16 protein-coding genes and 1 other RNA gene are annotated in these 15,174 nt (G+C 48.3%); 12 read left to right on the top strand and 5 right to left on the bottom strand.

Translation table 11 applies throughout. From position 1 onward, the window contains the following. Positions 1-183 precede the first annotated feature (183 nt). The 11 genes from MOZ60_RS10100 (at position 184) to MOZ60_RS10150 (ending at position 8,856) form a co-directional block, all read left to right on the top strand. A complete protein-coding gene (locus tag MOZ60_RS10100; RefSeq protein ID WP_108774354.1) occupies positions 184-654 on the top strand; it encodes an SseB family protein in 471 nt (156 codons plus the stop codon). Next, complete coding sequence (locus MOZ60_RS10105; RefSeq protein ID WP_370596571.1) at positions 651-1,208, top strand: LOG family protein; 558 nt, start codon at positions 651-653, stop codon at positions 1,206-1,208. Before MOZ60_RS10100 ends, MOZ60_RS10105 begins: the two co-directional genes overlap by 4 nt. Continuing rightward, complete coding sequence (locus MOZ60_RS10110; protein WP_370596572.1) at positions 1,205-1,873, top strand: hypothetical protein; 669 nt, start codon at positions 1,205-1,207, stop codon at positions 1,871-1,873. The genes MOZ60_RS10105 and MOZ60_RS10110 overlap by 4 nt, the downstream gene beginning before the upstream one ends. Before the next feature lie 92 nt (positions 1,874-1,965). Continuing rightward, positions 1,966-2,187, top strand: coding sequence for a preprotein translocase subunit SecG (gene secG / locus MOZ60_RS10115; RefSeq protein WP_108774351.1), 222 nt, complete (start codon positions 1,966-1,968; stop codon positions 2,185-2,187). Positions 2,188-2,261: 74 nt separating this feature from the next. Further along, positions 2,262-4,442 (top strand): ribonuclease R, encoded by a 2,181-nt coding sequence (gene rnr / locus MOZ60_RS10120; protein WP_370596573.1) that lies wholly within the window; start codon positions 2,262-2,264, stop codon positions 4,440-4,442. Beyond that, positions 4,429-4,890, top strand: a complete 462-nt coding sequence (smpB, locus tag MOZ60_RS10125) for an SsrA-binding protein SmpB (protein ID WP_135358287.1) — start codon at positions 4,429-4,431, stop codon at positions 4,888-4,890. Before rnr ends, smpB begins: the two co-directional genes overlap by 14 nt. A 4-nt stretch (positions 4,891-4,894) precedes the next feature. Further along, the gene (tagD, locus tag MOZ60_RS10130) at positions 4,895-5,299 is read left to right on the top strand and encodes a glycerol-3-phosphate cytidylyltransferase (protein WP_108774348.1); all 405 of its coding nucleotides are present in this window, start codon (positions 4,895-4,897) and stop codon (positions 5,297-5,299) included. Further along, positions 5,296-6,069 (top strand): HD domain-containing protein, encoded by a 774-nt coding sequence (locus tag MOZ60_RS10135; protein WP_370596574.1) that lies wholly within the window; start codon positions 5,296-5,298, stop codon positions 6,067-6,069. The genes tagD and MOZ60_RS10135 overlap by 4 nt, the downstream gene beginning before the upstream one ends. A gap of 47 nt (positions 6,070-6,116) precedes the next feature. Further along, positions 6,117-6,470: a transfer-messenger RNA gene (ssrA, locus tag MOZ60_RS10140) on the top strand. A gap of 186 nt (positions 6,471-6,656) precedes the next feature. Beyond that, a complete protein-coding gene (locus tag MOZ60_RS10145; protein WP_277655154.1) occupies positions 6,657-7,883 on the top strand; it encodes a CHAP domain-containing protein in 1,227 nt (408 codons plus the stop codon). 451 nt (positions 7,884-8,334) lie between these two features. Beyond that, entirely contained in the window at positions 8,335-8,856 is a 522-nt protein-coding gene (locus MOZ60_RS10150; RefSeq protein ID WP_370596575.1) for a hypothetical protein, read from the top strand. A gap of 71 nt (positions 8,857-8,927) precedes the next feature. Here MOZ60_RS10150 and MOZ60_RS10155 read toward each other — a convergent pair whose 3' ends face one another. The 5 genes from MOZ60_RS10155 to MOZ60_RS10175 form a co-directional block, all read right to left on the bottom strand. Continuing rightward, complete coding sequence (locus MOZ60_RS10155; RefSeq protein ID WP_370596576.1) at positions 8,928-9,701, bottom strand: Cof-type HAD-IIB family hydrolase; 774 nt, start codon at positions 9,699-9,701, stop codon at positions 8,928-8,930. A gap of 66 nt (positions 9,702-9,767) precedes the next feature. Next, the gene (locus MOZ60_RS10160) at positions 9,768-10,136 is read right to left on the bottom strand and encodes a hypothetical protein (protein WP_108774343.1); all 369 of its coding nucleotides are present in this window, start codon (positions 10,134-10,136) and stop codon (positions 9,768-9,770) included. A gap of 67 nt (positions 10,137-10,203) precedes the next feature. Further along, entirely contained in the window at positions 10,204-11,820 is a 1,617-nt protein-coding gene (locus MOZ60_RS10165; RefSeq protein WP_370596577.1) for an ABC1 kinase family protein, read from the bottom strand. A gap of 5 nt (positions 11,821-11,825) precedes the next feature. After that, on the bottom strand, positions 11,826-12,125 hold the full coding sequence (locus MOZ60_RS10170) for a phasin family protein (RefSeq protein ID WP_209451719.1): 300 nt from the start codon (positions 12,123-12,125) through the stop codon (positions 11,826-11,828). Between the two features lie 81 nt (positions 12,126-12,206). Then, a complete protein-coding gene (locus tag MOZ60_RS10175) occupies positions 12,207-13,148 on the bottom strand; it encodes a putative ABC transporter permease (RefSeq protein WP_370596578.1) in 942 nt (313 codons plus the stop codon). Between the two features lie 130 nt (positions 13,149-13,278). Here MOZ60_RS10175 and MOZ60_RS10180 point away from each other — a divergent pair, with 130 nt between their 5' ends. Then, positions 13,279-14,925 (top strand): phage tail tip lysozyme, encoded by a 1,647-nt coding sequence (locus MOZ60_RS10180; protein WP_370596579.1) that lies wholly within the window; start codon positions 13,279-13,281, stop codon positions 14,923-14,925. Positions 14,926-15,174 lie beyond the last annotated feature (249 nt).

A 15,174-nucleotide genomic window follows, 5' to 3' on the forward strand; every position in this document is an offset into this window, starting at 1 on the left:
TGGTCAACCCGTTGGAATACTATCTCAATAATCGTAAGTAAATACAAACGTAGCGCCGTATACGGAAAACCGTACGTACGGTGCAACGGGAGGGTCGAGCCGCTAACGCGGCTCACTCTACCCTATTTGAGGCAAAGAAGAAATGATTGGGTTATAATGCAGAAGTCATGTCGGAGGTAAAGTATGGATCAGAAACAGGAAAAGATTGATCGGGCCCAGATTGCCCGGGCAGAGGCAATGAATCTGCCTGTACAGAATGCCATTGCGGCATATTATCATGACCGCTCACAGAAGAATGTAGCATTGATACTGCAGGCTTTGACCAGTGCAGTGCTGCTGGTGCCTGGTGTCCAGAAGGAAGAAGGACCTGCCATGGGTGTCAAAGTATCCTTTTCGATTATCAAGGATGGCTCTGGCAAGCCGTATTTTCCTGCTTTTACAAGTGTGAAGCAATTAGCCGCATGGTCACCAGAAAAGGCAAAGACACAGGCATTCCTGCCGGTTGACTTTACCCGTATGGCAGAGATTCTGGAAGAAAATCCATCCATCGGCGGCTTCATGATCAACGTGAAATCGCAACCGTTCCTGATGCCTGCCCGCCTGTATATTCAGGCATATCATGCTTTGATGAACAGACTGAAGGGAATGGCATGAAGATTGCGGTATATCTAGGCTCGTCTTATGGCAGCCAGAGCATCTTTGTGGATGGGGCAAAGCAGCTTGGCCGTTTGATCGGGGAACATGGGGATACGCTGGTCTATGGCGGTGCATCGGTAGGACTGATGAATGAACTGGCACAGAGTGCTTTGGATCATGGTGCTGCCGTCATCGGTGTCATGCCGCGCTTCATGATTGATGTAAACAAGCAGAGAAATGATCTGAATGAACTGATCGTCTGTAAGACGATGAGTGAGCGCCGCAATCAGATGAAGGAACTGGCAGATGGCTATATTGCACTGCCGGGAGGTCCCGGCACACTGGATGAAATCTCAGAAATCATCTCTGACAGCCGCCTGCATCTTGTGCAGGGCAGAATTGCACTGCTCAGTTTAAATGGCTATTATGCGCCTTTAAAGAAGCAGTTTGATGATATGGTTTCCAATGGTTTTATGGAGCCAATGGACAATCTGCTGTTTGCCAGAACTGTGCAGGAAGGCTATGACTGGATCAAGGGAGAATCGATGGGGAGACAGGAGAAAACAAAATGAATAAAAAGACAATGCTTTCTGCCATGCTTGCGATGATGCTGGCAGGATGCGGCAGTACTGCTGCAGCTGTATCCACATCACCTGCCGCATCACCATCCGCATCCGCCAGTGCTGCTTCTGCAGAAAGTACATCACTGACGGAAGAGTATTCCAGTCTGCCTGCTGACAATGCCTATACACTGCTGCGTGATCATCAGGATGTGGAAGATATGCTCAATCATGGCACAGGTGTTTTGTTCTTTGGCTTTCCAGAGTGCCCGTGGTGCCAGTACTATGTGCCGATGCTCAATGAGGATGCTTTGGCAGCCGATGTCAATGTGAAGTACTACAACATCTATGTTGATAAGACTGCTGACCGCACCTGGTATGACAGCATTGCGGATCTGCTGGATGAAAAGGACAGTGAGATCACGCACTATGACAATGATGGCAAGAAGGTCATCTATATGCCACTGGTGGTTTTACTGCATGATGGCGAGATCATCGGGTTTGATGATGAGACATGTGATCTGGATTCTGATGAGATTTCTCCAGCTGATTACTGGACTGATGAAAAGATCAGTGCTCTGCATGAGCGTCTTTCGTCTCTGCTTTCGCAGGTAAAGACGTTCCAGGAAGAGGGCAATGGGGAAGGATGTGCCGTTAAGGCATCGCCAGACTGCTGAAAAGGGCTGTTTGTGGTCAGGCTTAGCAGGAATGCATTGCATACGTGGAAAAGCTGATGATATAATGTTGACTGCAGCGAAAGGAGCGATCCATGCTTAACGCGTTATTAATGATTGATTCAGCACTGCTGATTATTCTGACTCTGCTGCAGGGCGGCAAGTCAGATGGCATTTCCGGTGCTTTTACAGGAAACGGCGGCTTGAACCTGTTTGCCAATGTCAAGGAGAGAGGATCTGAGAAAGTTATTTCCAATCTGACTCTTGTCCTTGGAATTCTGTTCTTTGTGCTTGTGATACTGATCAGAGTTCTGTAAGATTCTTGTAACAATCAGCGTTGGTATAACTGCCAACGCTTTCTTAATATCTGAGGGAAAAATTGAGGAAAGAAATGGAAGATTTACAACAAAAGATACTGGACCTGTTAGCAAATAGCAAAAAGAGCAGTCTTGATACCGGGGCGATTGTGGCTGGGCTTCACCTTGGCAAAGGGGGCAATTTCGCCTCTGTCAGCACAGCATTGAACCAGATGGAAGACCAGTGTCAGATTGTCCATAACATCAATGGCACATGGGATCTGGCATCGGTTGTCAATCTGTATACCGGCACACTTTGTGTCAATACCAAGGGACTTGGCTTTGTCGACAAAGAAGATGGCACAACGGTGCGCTTTGACGCCCGTGATCAGCTGGATGCGCTCAATGGCGATGTGGTTGCCTATCAGGCAGGTCCTGGTCAGGCATATGGCCATGTCATCAAGGTTCTGCAGCGTGCCCATGTCAAGGTGATTGGTACGTATGAGGGTGCCTATCAGCCAAAACTTGTGCTGGATGACCGCAAACTGCAGAACAAGGTGCTCAAGGTAGAAGGTGCCGACAAGTTCAACATCATTGAAGGCCTGAAGGTTCAGGGAACCATTGTGGAATATGGCAACCGCTATCTGCGGGTGCGGATTGACAGGGTCATCGGTCATAAGGATGATCCGGGTGTGGATATCCTTTCTGTTCTTCTCGACCACGACATTGAGCCGGCTTTCCCGGATGAAGTCATGGCAGAGGTTAATCAGATTCCTCAGGAAGTATCCGAAGAAGAGATGGCAGGCAGAGTGGATCTGCGCAATGATATTACGGTCACAATCGATGGTGATGATTCCAAGGACTTTGATGATGCTGTCAGTGTTGTCAAAGATGGAGATGGCTGGCTCTTGAAGGTATCCATTGCGGATGTACAGCACTATGTCAAAGAGAATTCTGCGCTGGACAAAGAAGCACTGAAGCGCGGCTGTTCTACGTATGTGACAGACCGGGTAGTGCCGATGCTGCCACATCAGCTGTCAAATGGCATCTGCTCTTTGAATCCGCATGTTGTCCGTCTTGTCAATACATGTGAGATGAAGATTGCCCATGACGGCCATATCATCAGCTACAAGACGTATCCTGCCGTGATGCGTTCTACGGAACGTATGACATACCACAATGTCAATCTGATCCTGGATGGCGATCAGGAGCTGTGTGCACGCTATGCACACCTTGGTACATTGTTTACAGATCTGCGTGACTGTGCCGATGCGATTCGTGCCCACCGCCATGACAAAGGTGCAATTGACTTTGATACAGATGAAGCTGAGATCAAGTGTGATGAGAACGGCGTGCCGATCAGTATCACACTCCGCCAGAGAGGCCATGCGGAATGCATGGTTGAGGACTGTATGATTGCGGCCAATGTCTGTGTGGCCAACCAGATGAAGCTGGCAGATGTGCCGTGTGTCTATCGTATTCATGAAGCACCGGAAGCCAAGAAGCTCAAGAGCTTTGTGGATACATCGTTCCTGCTGGGGCATAAGTTCCGCCCTGAACACAGTGCAGCCAGGCCGAAGGAAGTGCAGCAGTATCTGGAGAGTGTCAAGGATTCACCAGAGTTTCCTGTATTGAGCATGATGCTGCTGCGGTGCATGCAGAAGGCACGCTATGATGCAAGACCTGTTGGACACTTTGGTCTTGCGGAAGAGGACTATCTGCATTTCACATCACCGATCCGCCGTTATCCGGACCTGATTGTGCACAGAATGCTGACAAAGTATGTGTTCAATCAGTGCAAGGATCCGGATCAGATTGCAAAGGATACAGGCTCCATGCAGGAGTTTGCCGATCAGTCATCAATCCGTGAGCGTGCAAGTCAGGATGCTGAGTATGAATGCGATGATATGAAGAAGGCACAGTTCATGGAGAAACATATTGGTGAAAAGGGCGAAGGCCTGATTACCGGTGTGACATCGTTTGGCTTCTATGTAGAGCTGCCCAATACCGTGGAAGGTCTTGTGCATATTTCTCATCTCAATGATGATTACTACACATATGATGAGGACCGCATGGAACTCAAGGGTTCTCATTTCAAGCATGTCTATCAGCTGGGCCAGACGGTCAAGGTTGTCTGCCTTGCAGCATCTCATGATACCCGTCAGATTGACTTTGGCATTGATGGCATGAAGGCAGCACCGCAGCGCAATGACCGCAATAATGGCGGCAGAAATGGCTACAGGAAGCGCAGGAGAGATAATCGTGGCAGAAGGTAAAACAAAAGAAATTGCCTATAACCGGAAAGCAAAGCATGACTACTTCCTGGAAGATTTCTATGAGTGCGGCCTGGTACTGACCGGTACAGAGATCAAATCAATCCGGGAAGGCCATGTGCAGTTCAAGGATGCCTATGTTTCGATCTTCCGTGGGGAAGCCTGGATCAAAGGCATGCATATCAGTGCCTATAAGTATGGCTCCTTTGCCAATGTGGATGAGGAACGGGACCGGAAGCTGCTGCTGCATAAGGATGAAATTGCTAAGCTTGACAGTAAGGTGCGCACCAAAGGCTACACGCTTGTGCCGGTGCGGATGTATCTGAAAAACGGCAGAGCAAAGCTGGAGATCGCACTTGCCAAGGGCAAGGATCTGTATGACAAGAGACAGACAGAGAAGATCCGGGATGCCAGCCGGGAAATGGCAAAAGCATTAAAGCGTAAAGGATAATGGTATGAGACGTGTCATTACATATGGAACATTTGATCTGCTTCATTATGGGCACATCAATCTGTTAAAAAGAGCAAAGTCACTTGGTGACTATCTGATTGTCGGCGTATCGACGGATGAGTTCAACTGGAACCAGAAACACAAAAAGTGCTATTTTTCCTATGAGAAAAGAAAGGCACTGGTAGAGGCCATCCGCTACGTGGATCTGGTGATTCCGGAGGAAAGCTGGGATCAGAAGATCAATGACATGCATGAATATCACATTGATGTGTTCTGCATGGGTGATGACTGGAAAGGCAAGTTCGACTATCTGGAAAAAGAGGGCGTTGAGGTTGTCTATTTCCCGCGCACACCGGAGATTTCCACAACCCAGATCAAGCATGATCTGAACAAAGGAAGCGAGAAATGATTGATCTTCCCAGAGCATATGCGGCCTTTGCGTCTTATGTGAAAAACTATAATCCGCAGGATGGCAAGGTGCGGCTGAAGATTGTGCATACGGAGCATGTGGCGGCCATTTCCCGGGTCATTGCCGAAAGTCTGCACGTATCCAGGGAGGATATCCAGCTGGCTGAACTCATTGGCTTATTGCATGATATCGGCCGCTTTGAGCAGATCAGGCGGTATGGCGACTTCCGTGATTTTCTGACCATTGACCATGGTGATTTTGGCGCCCAATTGCTCAAAGAAGGACTGCTGGAACGCTTCATAGATGATCAGAGTCTGTATGATCTGATCATTACAGCGGTGCAGATGCACAATAAATACAGACTGCCGGATGGACTGGATGAAAGAACATTGCTGCATTGTCAGATCATCCGTGATGCGGATAAGACAGATATCTTCCGGGTCAGAACAGAAGATCCTCTGCTGGATGTGCAGACCTTTACCAGAGAGCAGATGGAAAATTCAACGGTAACACCGGAACTGTATGAAGAATTCTTCCAGGAACACAGCATTCTGGCAAAGCCTGGCCGTACGCCGGCAGACACATGGATTGCGGCAACAGCATTGATCTTTGATTATAACTTTCCAAGAGGCCTGGCAATGCTGAAGGAAAAGGATTATATCAGCCGCATGATTCACCGCTTTGATTTCAAGCTGCCGGATACAAAGGAAAAGATGGCTGCTGTAGAGCAGTATGCCAACCGCTGGCTGGCCGTACACAGCAGGGCTTGAATGTAAAGTTTCGGCGTGCTATATTCTTTCTGCCGCAAGGCAATCCCGGGGCTGTCATGGTTTCGACAGGTTTTTAGTTTGATTCGGACTGCAGTGGAGCGGTGACCTTATCACCAAAACAAAAATAAACGCTAACAACAATAGTTACGCATTTGCTGCCTGAGTTCGCTTTACGCGATGCAGCATCCTCTGACCGTTCTTTGCTGTTTGACGGACAGAGCGTAAATGAACAGATACGGTGAGGCTTAGCCTGGAGGCCGATCCCGACAATCTTACAGGCACATTCAGCAGGCGGTAAGACCGCTGACATACCTGCTGTCTTACTAACAGCGGACTAAACTGTAGAGGTCTGAATGTGGGACGATTCCTGGACACGGGTTCGACTCCCGCCAGCTCCATAGCCCACTGGCTTTCTGGAAGATTCCGGAAAGCCTTTTTTCTGGCTCTCTTTGCATGTGATAAATAATGCTCTGATATAGACAAATTATTCTTATAAATTTGTGAAGAACGTGTGAAATCTGCACGAAAACGGCGCTGTGAGGACAGCTAACCTTGATTTAACACTTGTTTCAGGCTAAATTAAAAACATGTACGGAAAAAGAAAAGCAAGATTTCTGACATCGCTTTTACTGGCTGCAGTGATTGCAGCACCGATATCACCGGTATTTGCGGATGAGCATAAACCAGATGAAACAAGCAAAGTCAGAGTCTTTGAGATTGATATGAATAACCAGAATCCGCTTGCTACGCTGAAAGAACAGGCAATCAGGGAGCGGGCGGATTATGATGCAGCGATCAACCTGAACGAGGTTGATTTTGACAAATCGACAATTCATACTTCGGCATTTAACCGAACTAAGAGCGGCATTCAGAATATTACGGTCAGTATCCAGATTGTACGTAAGGATGACAGCGCAGACAGTGTTGTCTATTCCTTCTCAGAAAATGCGGCTGTTAAGCTGATTGCTTCAGAGGGTCCGCAGGTCATTCTGAAACAGAGCGAAGTGACAGTGGATCTTGGCTCAGAATTCAAGTATGGCGACAACATTGGTTATGTTTCCTCGACGGTAGGTAAGCTGCCGGTCATCAAAGAGACAGATAATGTCGATATGAATACGGAAGGAACATATACATGCTGGCTTACCTTTGTGGATGACAGCGGCGATACAACCAAGATTTCTTATCTTGTGAATGTCCGCAAGCCGGCTGAGGTTACCAGAAGTGAAGAGGAAGCTGCCCAGGCAGAGGCACAGGCGGAAGAGCTTGCCAGCTCTAATGGTATGAATGTCACCCAGGCTGCTGCCTTGCAGAGTCAACTGTCTGCGTATGATCACAGCGGTGGAGCTTCTTCCGGTTCTGTATCTGATACACCGGTAACCGGTACGTATTACAATGGCGATTCCTACGTATCCCTGCTGAAACAATGGGTTGGCTTTACGTGGGAAGGCAAGCTGCAGTGCGTTGGCTATATGCATTACCGCTTCGCCCAGCATTATGGTTTTATGACTGGTAAGATCAATGGCAATGGCCGTGATCAGGCATGGGGCATCGTAGCTGCATCATCCTCCTGGAGTGTACATTTCTACATTTCCAATTCACCTGCACCCGGTGCTATTTTCTCCGGTGTCGGCAGTGATCCAAGCGGACACACAGCTTTTGTTGAAAAAGTCGGAGATGATGGCCTCTGGGTATCTGAGGCATGGGGATCAACCGGTCAGGTCAATGAAAACAAGTATTACACCTGGTCACAGTGGTCCAGCATGTATCCGTCCGGTGTTGTCTATGCCGTTCCGGAAACATCGCAGGCTGCATAATCGCAATAGAGATGAACAAAGCGTATGGCAGATGCTATACGTTTTTGTTATGTATTTGATTGAGCAATGTAAAGCGATCTTTCTAATATCTTTTCTGTGGAGCTGTCTAAACAAAAGATAAATAGTAATTTTTGAAAATGAAACATGCATAACGTGCAGAAAACTGAAAGCGGCGGTCATCCTCCGGCTGATCAACAAAAAAAACAATCCAGCATGATCGAAAAAACACCATTTGCATACTTGAATTTTCTTGATGATCAGTCTATTGTTTTCTTGAAGAAAGATGGGAGGAAATCTGTATGTTAACTTACGATCCCGCCCGTTATAAGAACGGCATTTGTTAAGGTTTTATGGATTGGAATCATGCTTTATGAGATTCCGCGCTTTATCATTCGATGCGTTCTGCAGCGAAAATACAGAAGGCATTCTGTGCCACGATCCCAGTCAAAGCTTGGTGGATGATGGCAGTCAGATGATTCAAACACATAATACAAAGACTACTATGTTGAATGTAAAAATCTTAAAAGGGTCCATAGCAATCCTGCTTGCGGTATCGATGGCAGGATGTGGATCAGAAAGTGCTGCCGCATCCAGTTCACCATCTGTTTCTCCAACAGCAAGTACGGATGCACCGTTATGGCATGGTGATGGAACATATGACAAGAAGAATCAGACTTATACTGTGATCGTTCCAGCGTGGCAGGCAAAATATGAGGGATACAGCATAAAAGCAGTGTTTTCGCTTAAGATGAATGATGATCCAAGCAACTATACTAAACGGTATATTTATGATATTCAGCCAGAGTCATTAACGGTTGAATCTGGTTGGGACTCTGCTGAAATGGGCGAGATTACCAATACTGAATACTTTAAAAATCATCAGGAAGCCCTTGTTACCTGGACATATACTGTGACTGCCGGGGATGAAACGTATTCTGAAAAGGACAGTGCGAATATTCTGTTAGAAGAGTAATGAAGCAGCAAAAGGGATAGCTGTTGGATTGCAGCTATCCTTTGTTATGAGATGGAATGTATTGATTCTGGTTATATGAGATGGAAATGCTGGCAGGCATGCAGGATGCCGTCATGATCCGGATCATCTGTGATGTAGGTGCTGACAGCTTTGGTGCTGTCGGCGGCGTTGGCCATAGCAATGGAGATGCCGGCATGTTTTAACATGGGGATGTCATTGCCGCCATCGCCAAAGGCCATTGTATGTTCCATGTCAAAGCCAAATGCCTTTGCAAAGACATCCATTCCTTTGACCTTGGTGCCTCCTTTTGGTGAAATATCACAGAAGGTGGGATACCAGCGGGCACTGGTGCAGTCTGGAAGATGTGTCATCAGTTCTTTTTCTTCGTCTTCGTTCAGGAATGTCATGACCTGATAGACTTTTTTCTTTGCAATGTTGGAAACATCACCAGCTGGCTGATTGTCATTGTGGGTAATGGCATTGACTTCATCACATCTTTTATCCCGGTAATTGTAGATTTTTCCTTCGGGCAGGACATAGCCGCAGGGAAAATGATGCTTTGCTTCATAGTTGACAAGGGTCTGCAGGTCTTTCGCTTTGATTGTGTTTTCATAGACGACTCTGCCGTCTTTATCAAAGCAGTACTGGCCATTGAGGGTGATATAGCCATCAAATGGGAAGTCTCCCAGACATTCCAGCCCATCTTTTCCACGGCCGGTCGCAATGAACAGCAGAATGCCTTTTTTCTGCAGCTGCTGTAATGCCTGGATTGCTGAGGAAGGAATGGTATGTGTCTTGAAGCTGACAAGGGTGCCGTCAATATCAAAGAAGATTGCCTGAATCATGTCATGTCTCCGTTTTCTGCCTTCAGTGTAGCATGGAAAAGAAAAGAACGTATCACTCGGATACGCTCATCTGTGGTTTCTGATCGGCCGGCCGGCTTTTGCTTTGGTCCGGTTGGGACCTGCTTTTCTGACCCGGTAATGACCGCCTGTCTGAATCTTCTTTTTGACAGCTACGGCATGGGCTGCCAGGGCAAAGCCATCCTTTGTCTGGATGAAGTCAGCTGTTTTTAATGGTGCACCGCAGTTGGGACACATCGCAAAGCCTTCCAGAGGCAGGGCACTGGAGTTCTGGTTGACTTCCATATAGCCGCAGGCAGGGCAGTACATGCCGCGATATAAACCATCTTTGGCTGTCTGGGGATGATCGGCAAGCTGTTCTGGTTCCTGTTTCTTTTCTTTTTTCTCTTTCTTCTTATGCTTCAAGAATGCAAACATAGTTTCCTCCCGTTACTGCACTAATGTACTGCAAACAGGAAGAATTGTGGTGAACTTTTTCTGAACATTACTTTCGTTTGTACTTTTTCCAGAGATACCGGATACAAAGTGCTGTGCCAACGGCAATGGCAGCGAAGTAGCCGATGAAGCCCAGGAAGGGAAGACCCATGATCTTTGGTGTCATATCGGTGGTGCAGATAATGGAAGATGAGATCAGCAGGGCCGCCAGGCACAGGCCGATGACGAAGTTGCGCACAGCAGAATGGACAATGTCGTTGAAGTTCCTGGAAGAATGCAGAGAAATGTTAATACCTGCCTGACCAGCCAGATATTCTTTGAGGGCATCGGCTGTCAGAGAAGGAACTTCTGCACCTTTTTTACTGATGCGCCATGCGGCATGAATATCTTTGCGGATTTCACTCTTCCAGTCCATGTTGTCCAGAGTCTCTTCCATGACTCTGTTGGAGGCAATCTGCGACATAGATATTTCCGGTGCAATTTCTGACAGTACACCCTGCATGACAGTTAATCCCCGGCACAGCATCGTCATGCCATGGGGCATGGAAATCTCATTTTTCTTCATGATTTCCATGATCTCAGACATGCTGTCAGCGAGGCTGATATCACCAAGCGAAGCATTGCCATATTCATCCAGGAAACCTTTGAGATCCTGATAGAGCTGGCCGCGGTCTGGCTTGCCGCGGAAATCACCGATTTCCAGAACGGCATTTTCCACCATCGTGACATCATGCAGGCCGATGCCGCGCACACCCTTGACCATAACTCTGCGGTCATGATCAGACAGTCTGCCCATCATGCCCATATCGATCCAGACAATCTTGCCATCCATAATCTTGACGTTGCCAGGATGGGGATCGGCATGGAAGAAACCATCATCCATGACCTGTTTGATGTAGTTGTTTACAAACTTGACGCCGATTTCATGCAGGTCATAGCCGTTTGCTTTCAGATCCTTGACATCATCAATGCCAAATCCACCGATATATTCCATGACCAGAACCTTGGATGTGGAATATTCCCGATACAGCTTTGGACAGCGGATATAGTTGATGTTCTTGTTATTATGCGCAAATTCTTCCAGATTGCTGGCTTCCTTGAGAAAATCCATTTCCTGCTGGGCAACGGACCACATTTCATTCAAAATCATGTCAAGGTCAACGATGTTCTTGAGATCTCCCACCGGCGGCATGAGTTTGACAAGCCGATGCAGCAGAGAGATATCCCGGGACATGGTTTCATAGATTCCTTTGCGCTGTACTTTGATGATGACATCGCTGCCATCTTTCAGCACGGCTTTGTGGACCTGTGCAATCGAGGCGGATCCTAATGGCTTGGTGTCAATGGACTTGAAAAAGGAAGCCCATTGGGCACCGCAGGATTCGTTGATGATTTCTTCCACGGTTTCAAATGGCATCGGGGTAACATCACTGTTGAGCTTCATCAGCTCTTCGCAATAGGCTTTGGGCAGGATGTCACTGTGCAGTGACATGATCTGGCCGAGCTTGATGAAGGTAGGACCAAGTTCTTCCAGAATGATGCGCAGCTTCTCCGGGGTAATGCCGCGGGTGATATGGTTGCGCACCAAAACCTGGCGGATCTGCTTTAAGCGAGACCCGCCATCGTTTTGAGTATTCAGCGCTTTTTCAGGACTGCCGTCTGCCATGCGGCTCAGGCATCCTTCTTTTCATCATGGGCAGAGATCGCTGCCTTCAGGCTGGCAAGCTCATCATCGGAAAGGCCGTCTACCATCGAAGCAAAATCTTTCTTCTCTTCCGGCTTTTCTTCCTTTTCCTTCTTCACTTCCTCAGCCTTGTGCTTGAGTTCTGTGTTGAGTGCCTTGCCCTGTTCAACGGTTAATTCACCCTTCTTGACAAGTGTGTCAACAACGTCACTTGCTTTTTCAGCGGTGAAGGCAGCAGCGCCTACACCAGCGAGCATCAGTTTCTTGAATCCATCTGTAAATTCCATGAGATATACCTCCGTTTCCTTACTTTCAGTATAGGCTTTTTTGATGCAGAAAAGCATCACAAAATGTGGGAAATGTCTGTCTCAGTTTTCACGCTGGATTTCATGCAGCTTCTGCTGTACTTCCTGCCACAGGGATTCATGGGCAGTGGAATGGAGAGACGGGAAGGCACGGTAGATTCTTCCGGCCGTATGCATTGGCTTTGCATGAATCTCTCTGGCAAGTTCTTCCAGCTTCTGATGGTATTCTTTTTCTGCAGCAGCGTGCTTTTCTTTCAGCTGCTCCACTTTAACGGCATATTCTTCTTTTTCCATCTCCAGATGATCAGCGGCTTCCATCTTTTCATACTGCTGTTTCTGCTGGACCTTTTCGGCTTCACAGGCAGCACTGAGGCCGGCATCACCCAGGGCAATGGCAAGCTGGTCAGACAGCAGCCGCATGCGGTCTCTTGTCTCATTCAGGCTGGCAAGCCGCTTGGCGAAGCCTCTGGTTGCGGCCACGGTAACAATGAAATCCGCAAGATAGGCACCATACAGGACTGCCAGGATGATCCACTGCCACAGCGGATGGATCAGCACAGGATCAGAATGCGGCATCAAAGGGTGAATGAAGCGGATGATGACAACGGTCAATACGCCCCAGACCAATGAGAACCGCAGGCAGATATAGCCATGAAAGTTCAGCGGCTCTTTGGAATAGTCCCACCATCTGGCGTGGAAACATTTCTCCAGCAGCCATCCGGCAATCAGTTCAATGATTGTGCATAAGATCATGCCGGAAAGAAAGGTGGCAAGGATAGACGGACTGCCGCTGCTGTTGCTGGCTGCATGGGAGAGGACATTTGACAATAGCAGCAGGCCGCACATGCCAAAGCCGTAGATCGGGCAGACCGGACCGTTGAGGAAGCCGCGGTTGACGATCTTATGCTGGATGATGGCATGCCACAATACTTCCAGACACCAGCCAAGGAAGGAATAGATGAGGAAGTAGCGCAGTAAATCAAATACAGGAATATTGGCAATCATACAGTCTCCTTCAAACGTATGGGAATAGTATTATTTTACCATAATCCGTGCTTGATTTCGGGCCGATTTGTGCCAGCGGTGATTTTGTGCTAGACTCATAAGCAGTATACGCAAAGGAGGGATGATCCGCATGAGTGAGAGTGTGCTGACAATGAACGGGGGCTTACAGATTGAAAGCCTGACGATTCCGGAGCTTGCTGAAAGAATCCGGATTGGCGACCGTGACTGCATGATGCGGATGTACCGTCTTCTGCATGATGATCTGTTTGCAATGGCACGCAATACGATTGCTTCTGCCAAGCAGGCTGAGTTTGTTGTCCGCAAGACCTTTGCGGAAGTGTTCTATCACCATGAGGATATTGATCCGGATCTTTTTGAGCTGAATCTGGTTCAGGTTCTCAGTGAGAATACCCGCCGTGAGGATATCCGCAATACCTATACCCGGACATTGAAGAGAAGCGAGATCATGGCTGCCCAGGCAGAGCTGGACAAGCCGACGGTGTCTGAGGTGACGTCACCATTGATCAATGCGGTCAAGGCAAAGGCTGTGCCGGCAAGGCTGGCAATGGATTATGCCGAGGCTGCGGATGCAGCTGTTCCGCAGGAACAGGAGCGCAGCCAGAGCCTGACGCATACTCTGAGTATGCCGGTGCTGCTGTCCGGTGCCTGTGCGATTGCGGCTGCCGGTGTAGCTGCCAATGCCTATCATCAGGCACAGGTACGCAAACGGGATCTGTCCTACACGCAGATGATGGACGCATTGAATATCAGCTTTGATACCGATGAGAGCGGCAATGAGACAAGTGTCTTTGAATATGAGCCGGCTGCCCAGAAGGCAGTCAGTGATCTGGTCGCTGCCCATACTGGCACATTGAAAACAAGTGCTTCCAGCCTGGATCTTTCCAAGGTTGGCGATACACTGGTCAATTATGAGCTTTCTGATTCTGATATCTATGGTCAGACAGCCAGAGTGAGTGTGAAGCGCACCTATACGGTGCAGGATACAAGAGCACCGGAGATTTCCCTTGCCAATGATTCTGTGGAACTGACAGAAGGTGACAGCTTTGATGCCAATTCGGTTGTGGCTGCGGTGGCGGATCCAGCCGATGGTGCTTTGACACAGGTTGAGGAAGAGCCTGCCCAGCTGGTCAATGATGCCCAGGGCAGACTGTATGAAAACGGCTGGTATACTGTAAGTTCCAATGTGGATACCAATACAGCCGGTACGTATGAGGTGACAGTGCATGCGGTTGATAATCATGGCAATGCATCCGATGCCTCTGTTGCCGTAACCGTAAAAGCCAAGCCGAAGGTCGTTGTCACAACAGCTTCCGCTGCTGGTTCCGGCAGTACGGTAACGGCAGCCGCATCTGTCAATACCGGTGCCAATGCGTCCAGCATTTACAGCCTGCTGACAGGTTCCTATGGTTTTACCAAGGCGGCCGCGGCTGGCATTCTGGCCAATATGCAGATTGAGTCCAGCTTCAATCCCAATGCAGGATCCAGCTACTACGGCCTGTGCCAGTGGGGAGGATCCAGAGTTTCCAACCTGTCTGCGTTCTGTGCTGCCAATGGATATTCTTCCAGCAGTGTGGATGGCCAGGTTGCCTTCATGGTTTCAGAGATGGGCGGCGGCATGATCTCCACCATGAACAGTTTCTCGGATGATGCCCAGGGTGCTGCTGATGCAGGTACATACTTCCGGGTGAACTTCGAGCGTTCTGCTGGTTTGAACAATGTGGCAAACATTGCCGCAGGTTTCTACAATGCCCTTTGAGAAGATCAATGATCTTCTTTTTTGTGTGACGGGCAGTCACACTCATACAGAAACGCAATAGTGCGTTGTCAAAGTAATCCAAGAAAGGATAGAACTGGATGGAAAACATGAAAGCGTATGAATATGAAGTAGAACCCTAGTGAAGGTGAAAAGCCTTTGCCGGCGAAGGCCACTGCCACGCCGAGAGCTAAGCCTACTGCGGTCCGTGAGGGTGAACGGGTAAGAGCGTTCTTTGCCGTAGGGAAGAGG

Source organism: Grylomicrobium aquisgranense, assembly GCF_033971865.1.
Taxonomy (GTDB): domain Bacteria; phylum Bacillota_I; class Bacilli_A; order Erysipelotrichales; family Erysipelotrichaceae; genus Bulleidia; species Bulleidia massiliensis.

Bases quoted from the DNA above. Each gene is read 5' to 3' on its own strand.
- MOZ60_RS10100 (WP_108774354.1), top strand. From the start codon at position 184: ATGGATCAGAAACAGGAAAAGATTGATCGGGCCCAGATTGCCCGGGCA.
- MOZ60_RS10155 (WP_370596576.1), bottom strand. From the start codon at position 9,701: ATGATTCAGGCAATCTTCTTTGATATTGACGGCACCCTTGTCAGCTTC.
- MOZ60_RS10110 (WP_370596572.1), top strand. From the start codon at position 1,205: ATGAATAAAAAGACAATGCTTTCTGCCATGCTTGCGATGATGCTGGCA.
- MOZ60_RS10175 (WP_370596578.1), bottom strand. From the start codon at position 13,148: ATGATTGCCAATATTCCTGTATTTGATTTACTGCGCTACTTCCTCATC.
- rnr (WP_370596573.1), top strand. From the start codon at position 2,262: ATGGAAGATTTACAACAAAAGATACTGGACCTGTTAGCAAATAGCAAA.
- MOZ60_RS10160 (WP_108774343.1), bottom strand. From the start codon at position 10,136: ATGTTTGCATTCTTGAAGCATAAGAAGAAAGAGAAAAAAGAAAAGAAA.
- MOZ60_RS10135 (WP_370596574.1), top strand. From the start codon at position 5,296: ATGATTGATCTTCCCAGAGCATATGCGGCCTTTGCGTCTTATGTGAAA.
- MOZ60_RS10165 (WP_370596577.1), bottom strand. From the start codon at position 11,820: ATGGCAGACGGCAGTCCTGAAAAAGCGCTGAATACTCAAAACGATGGC.
- MOZ60_RS10180 (WP_370596579.1), top strand. From the start codon at position 13,279: ATGAGTGAGAGTGTGCTGACAATGAACGGGGGCTTACAGATTGAAAGC.
- MOZ60_RS10145 (WP_277655154.1), top strand. From the start codon at position 6,657: ATGTACGGAAAAAGAAAAGCAAGATTTCTGACATCGCTTTTACTGGCT.
- secG (WP_108774351.1), top strand. From the start codon at position 1,966: ATGCTTAACGCGTTATTAATGATTGATTCAGCACTGCTGATTATTCTG.
- tagD (WP_108774348.1), top strand. From the start codon at position 4,895: ATGAGACGTGTCATTACATATGGAACATTTGATCTGCTTCATTATGGG.
- MOZ60_RS10170 (WP_209451719.1), bottom strand. From the start codon at position 12,125: ATGGAATTTACAGATGGATTCAAGAAACTGATGCTCGCTGGTGTAGGC.
- MOZ60_RS10105 (WP_370596571.1), top strand. From the start codon at position 651: ATGAAGATTGCGGTATATCTAGGCTCGTCTTATGGCAGCCAGAGCATC.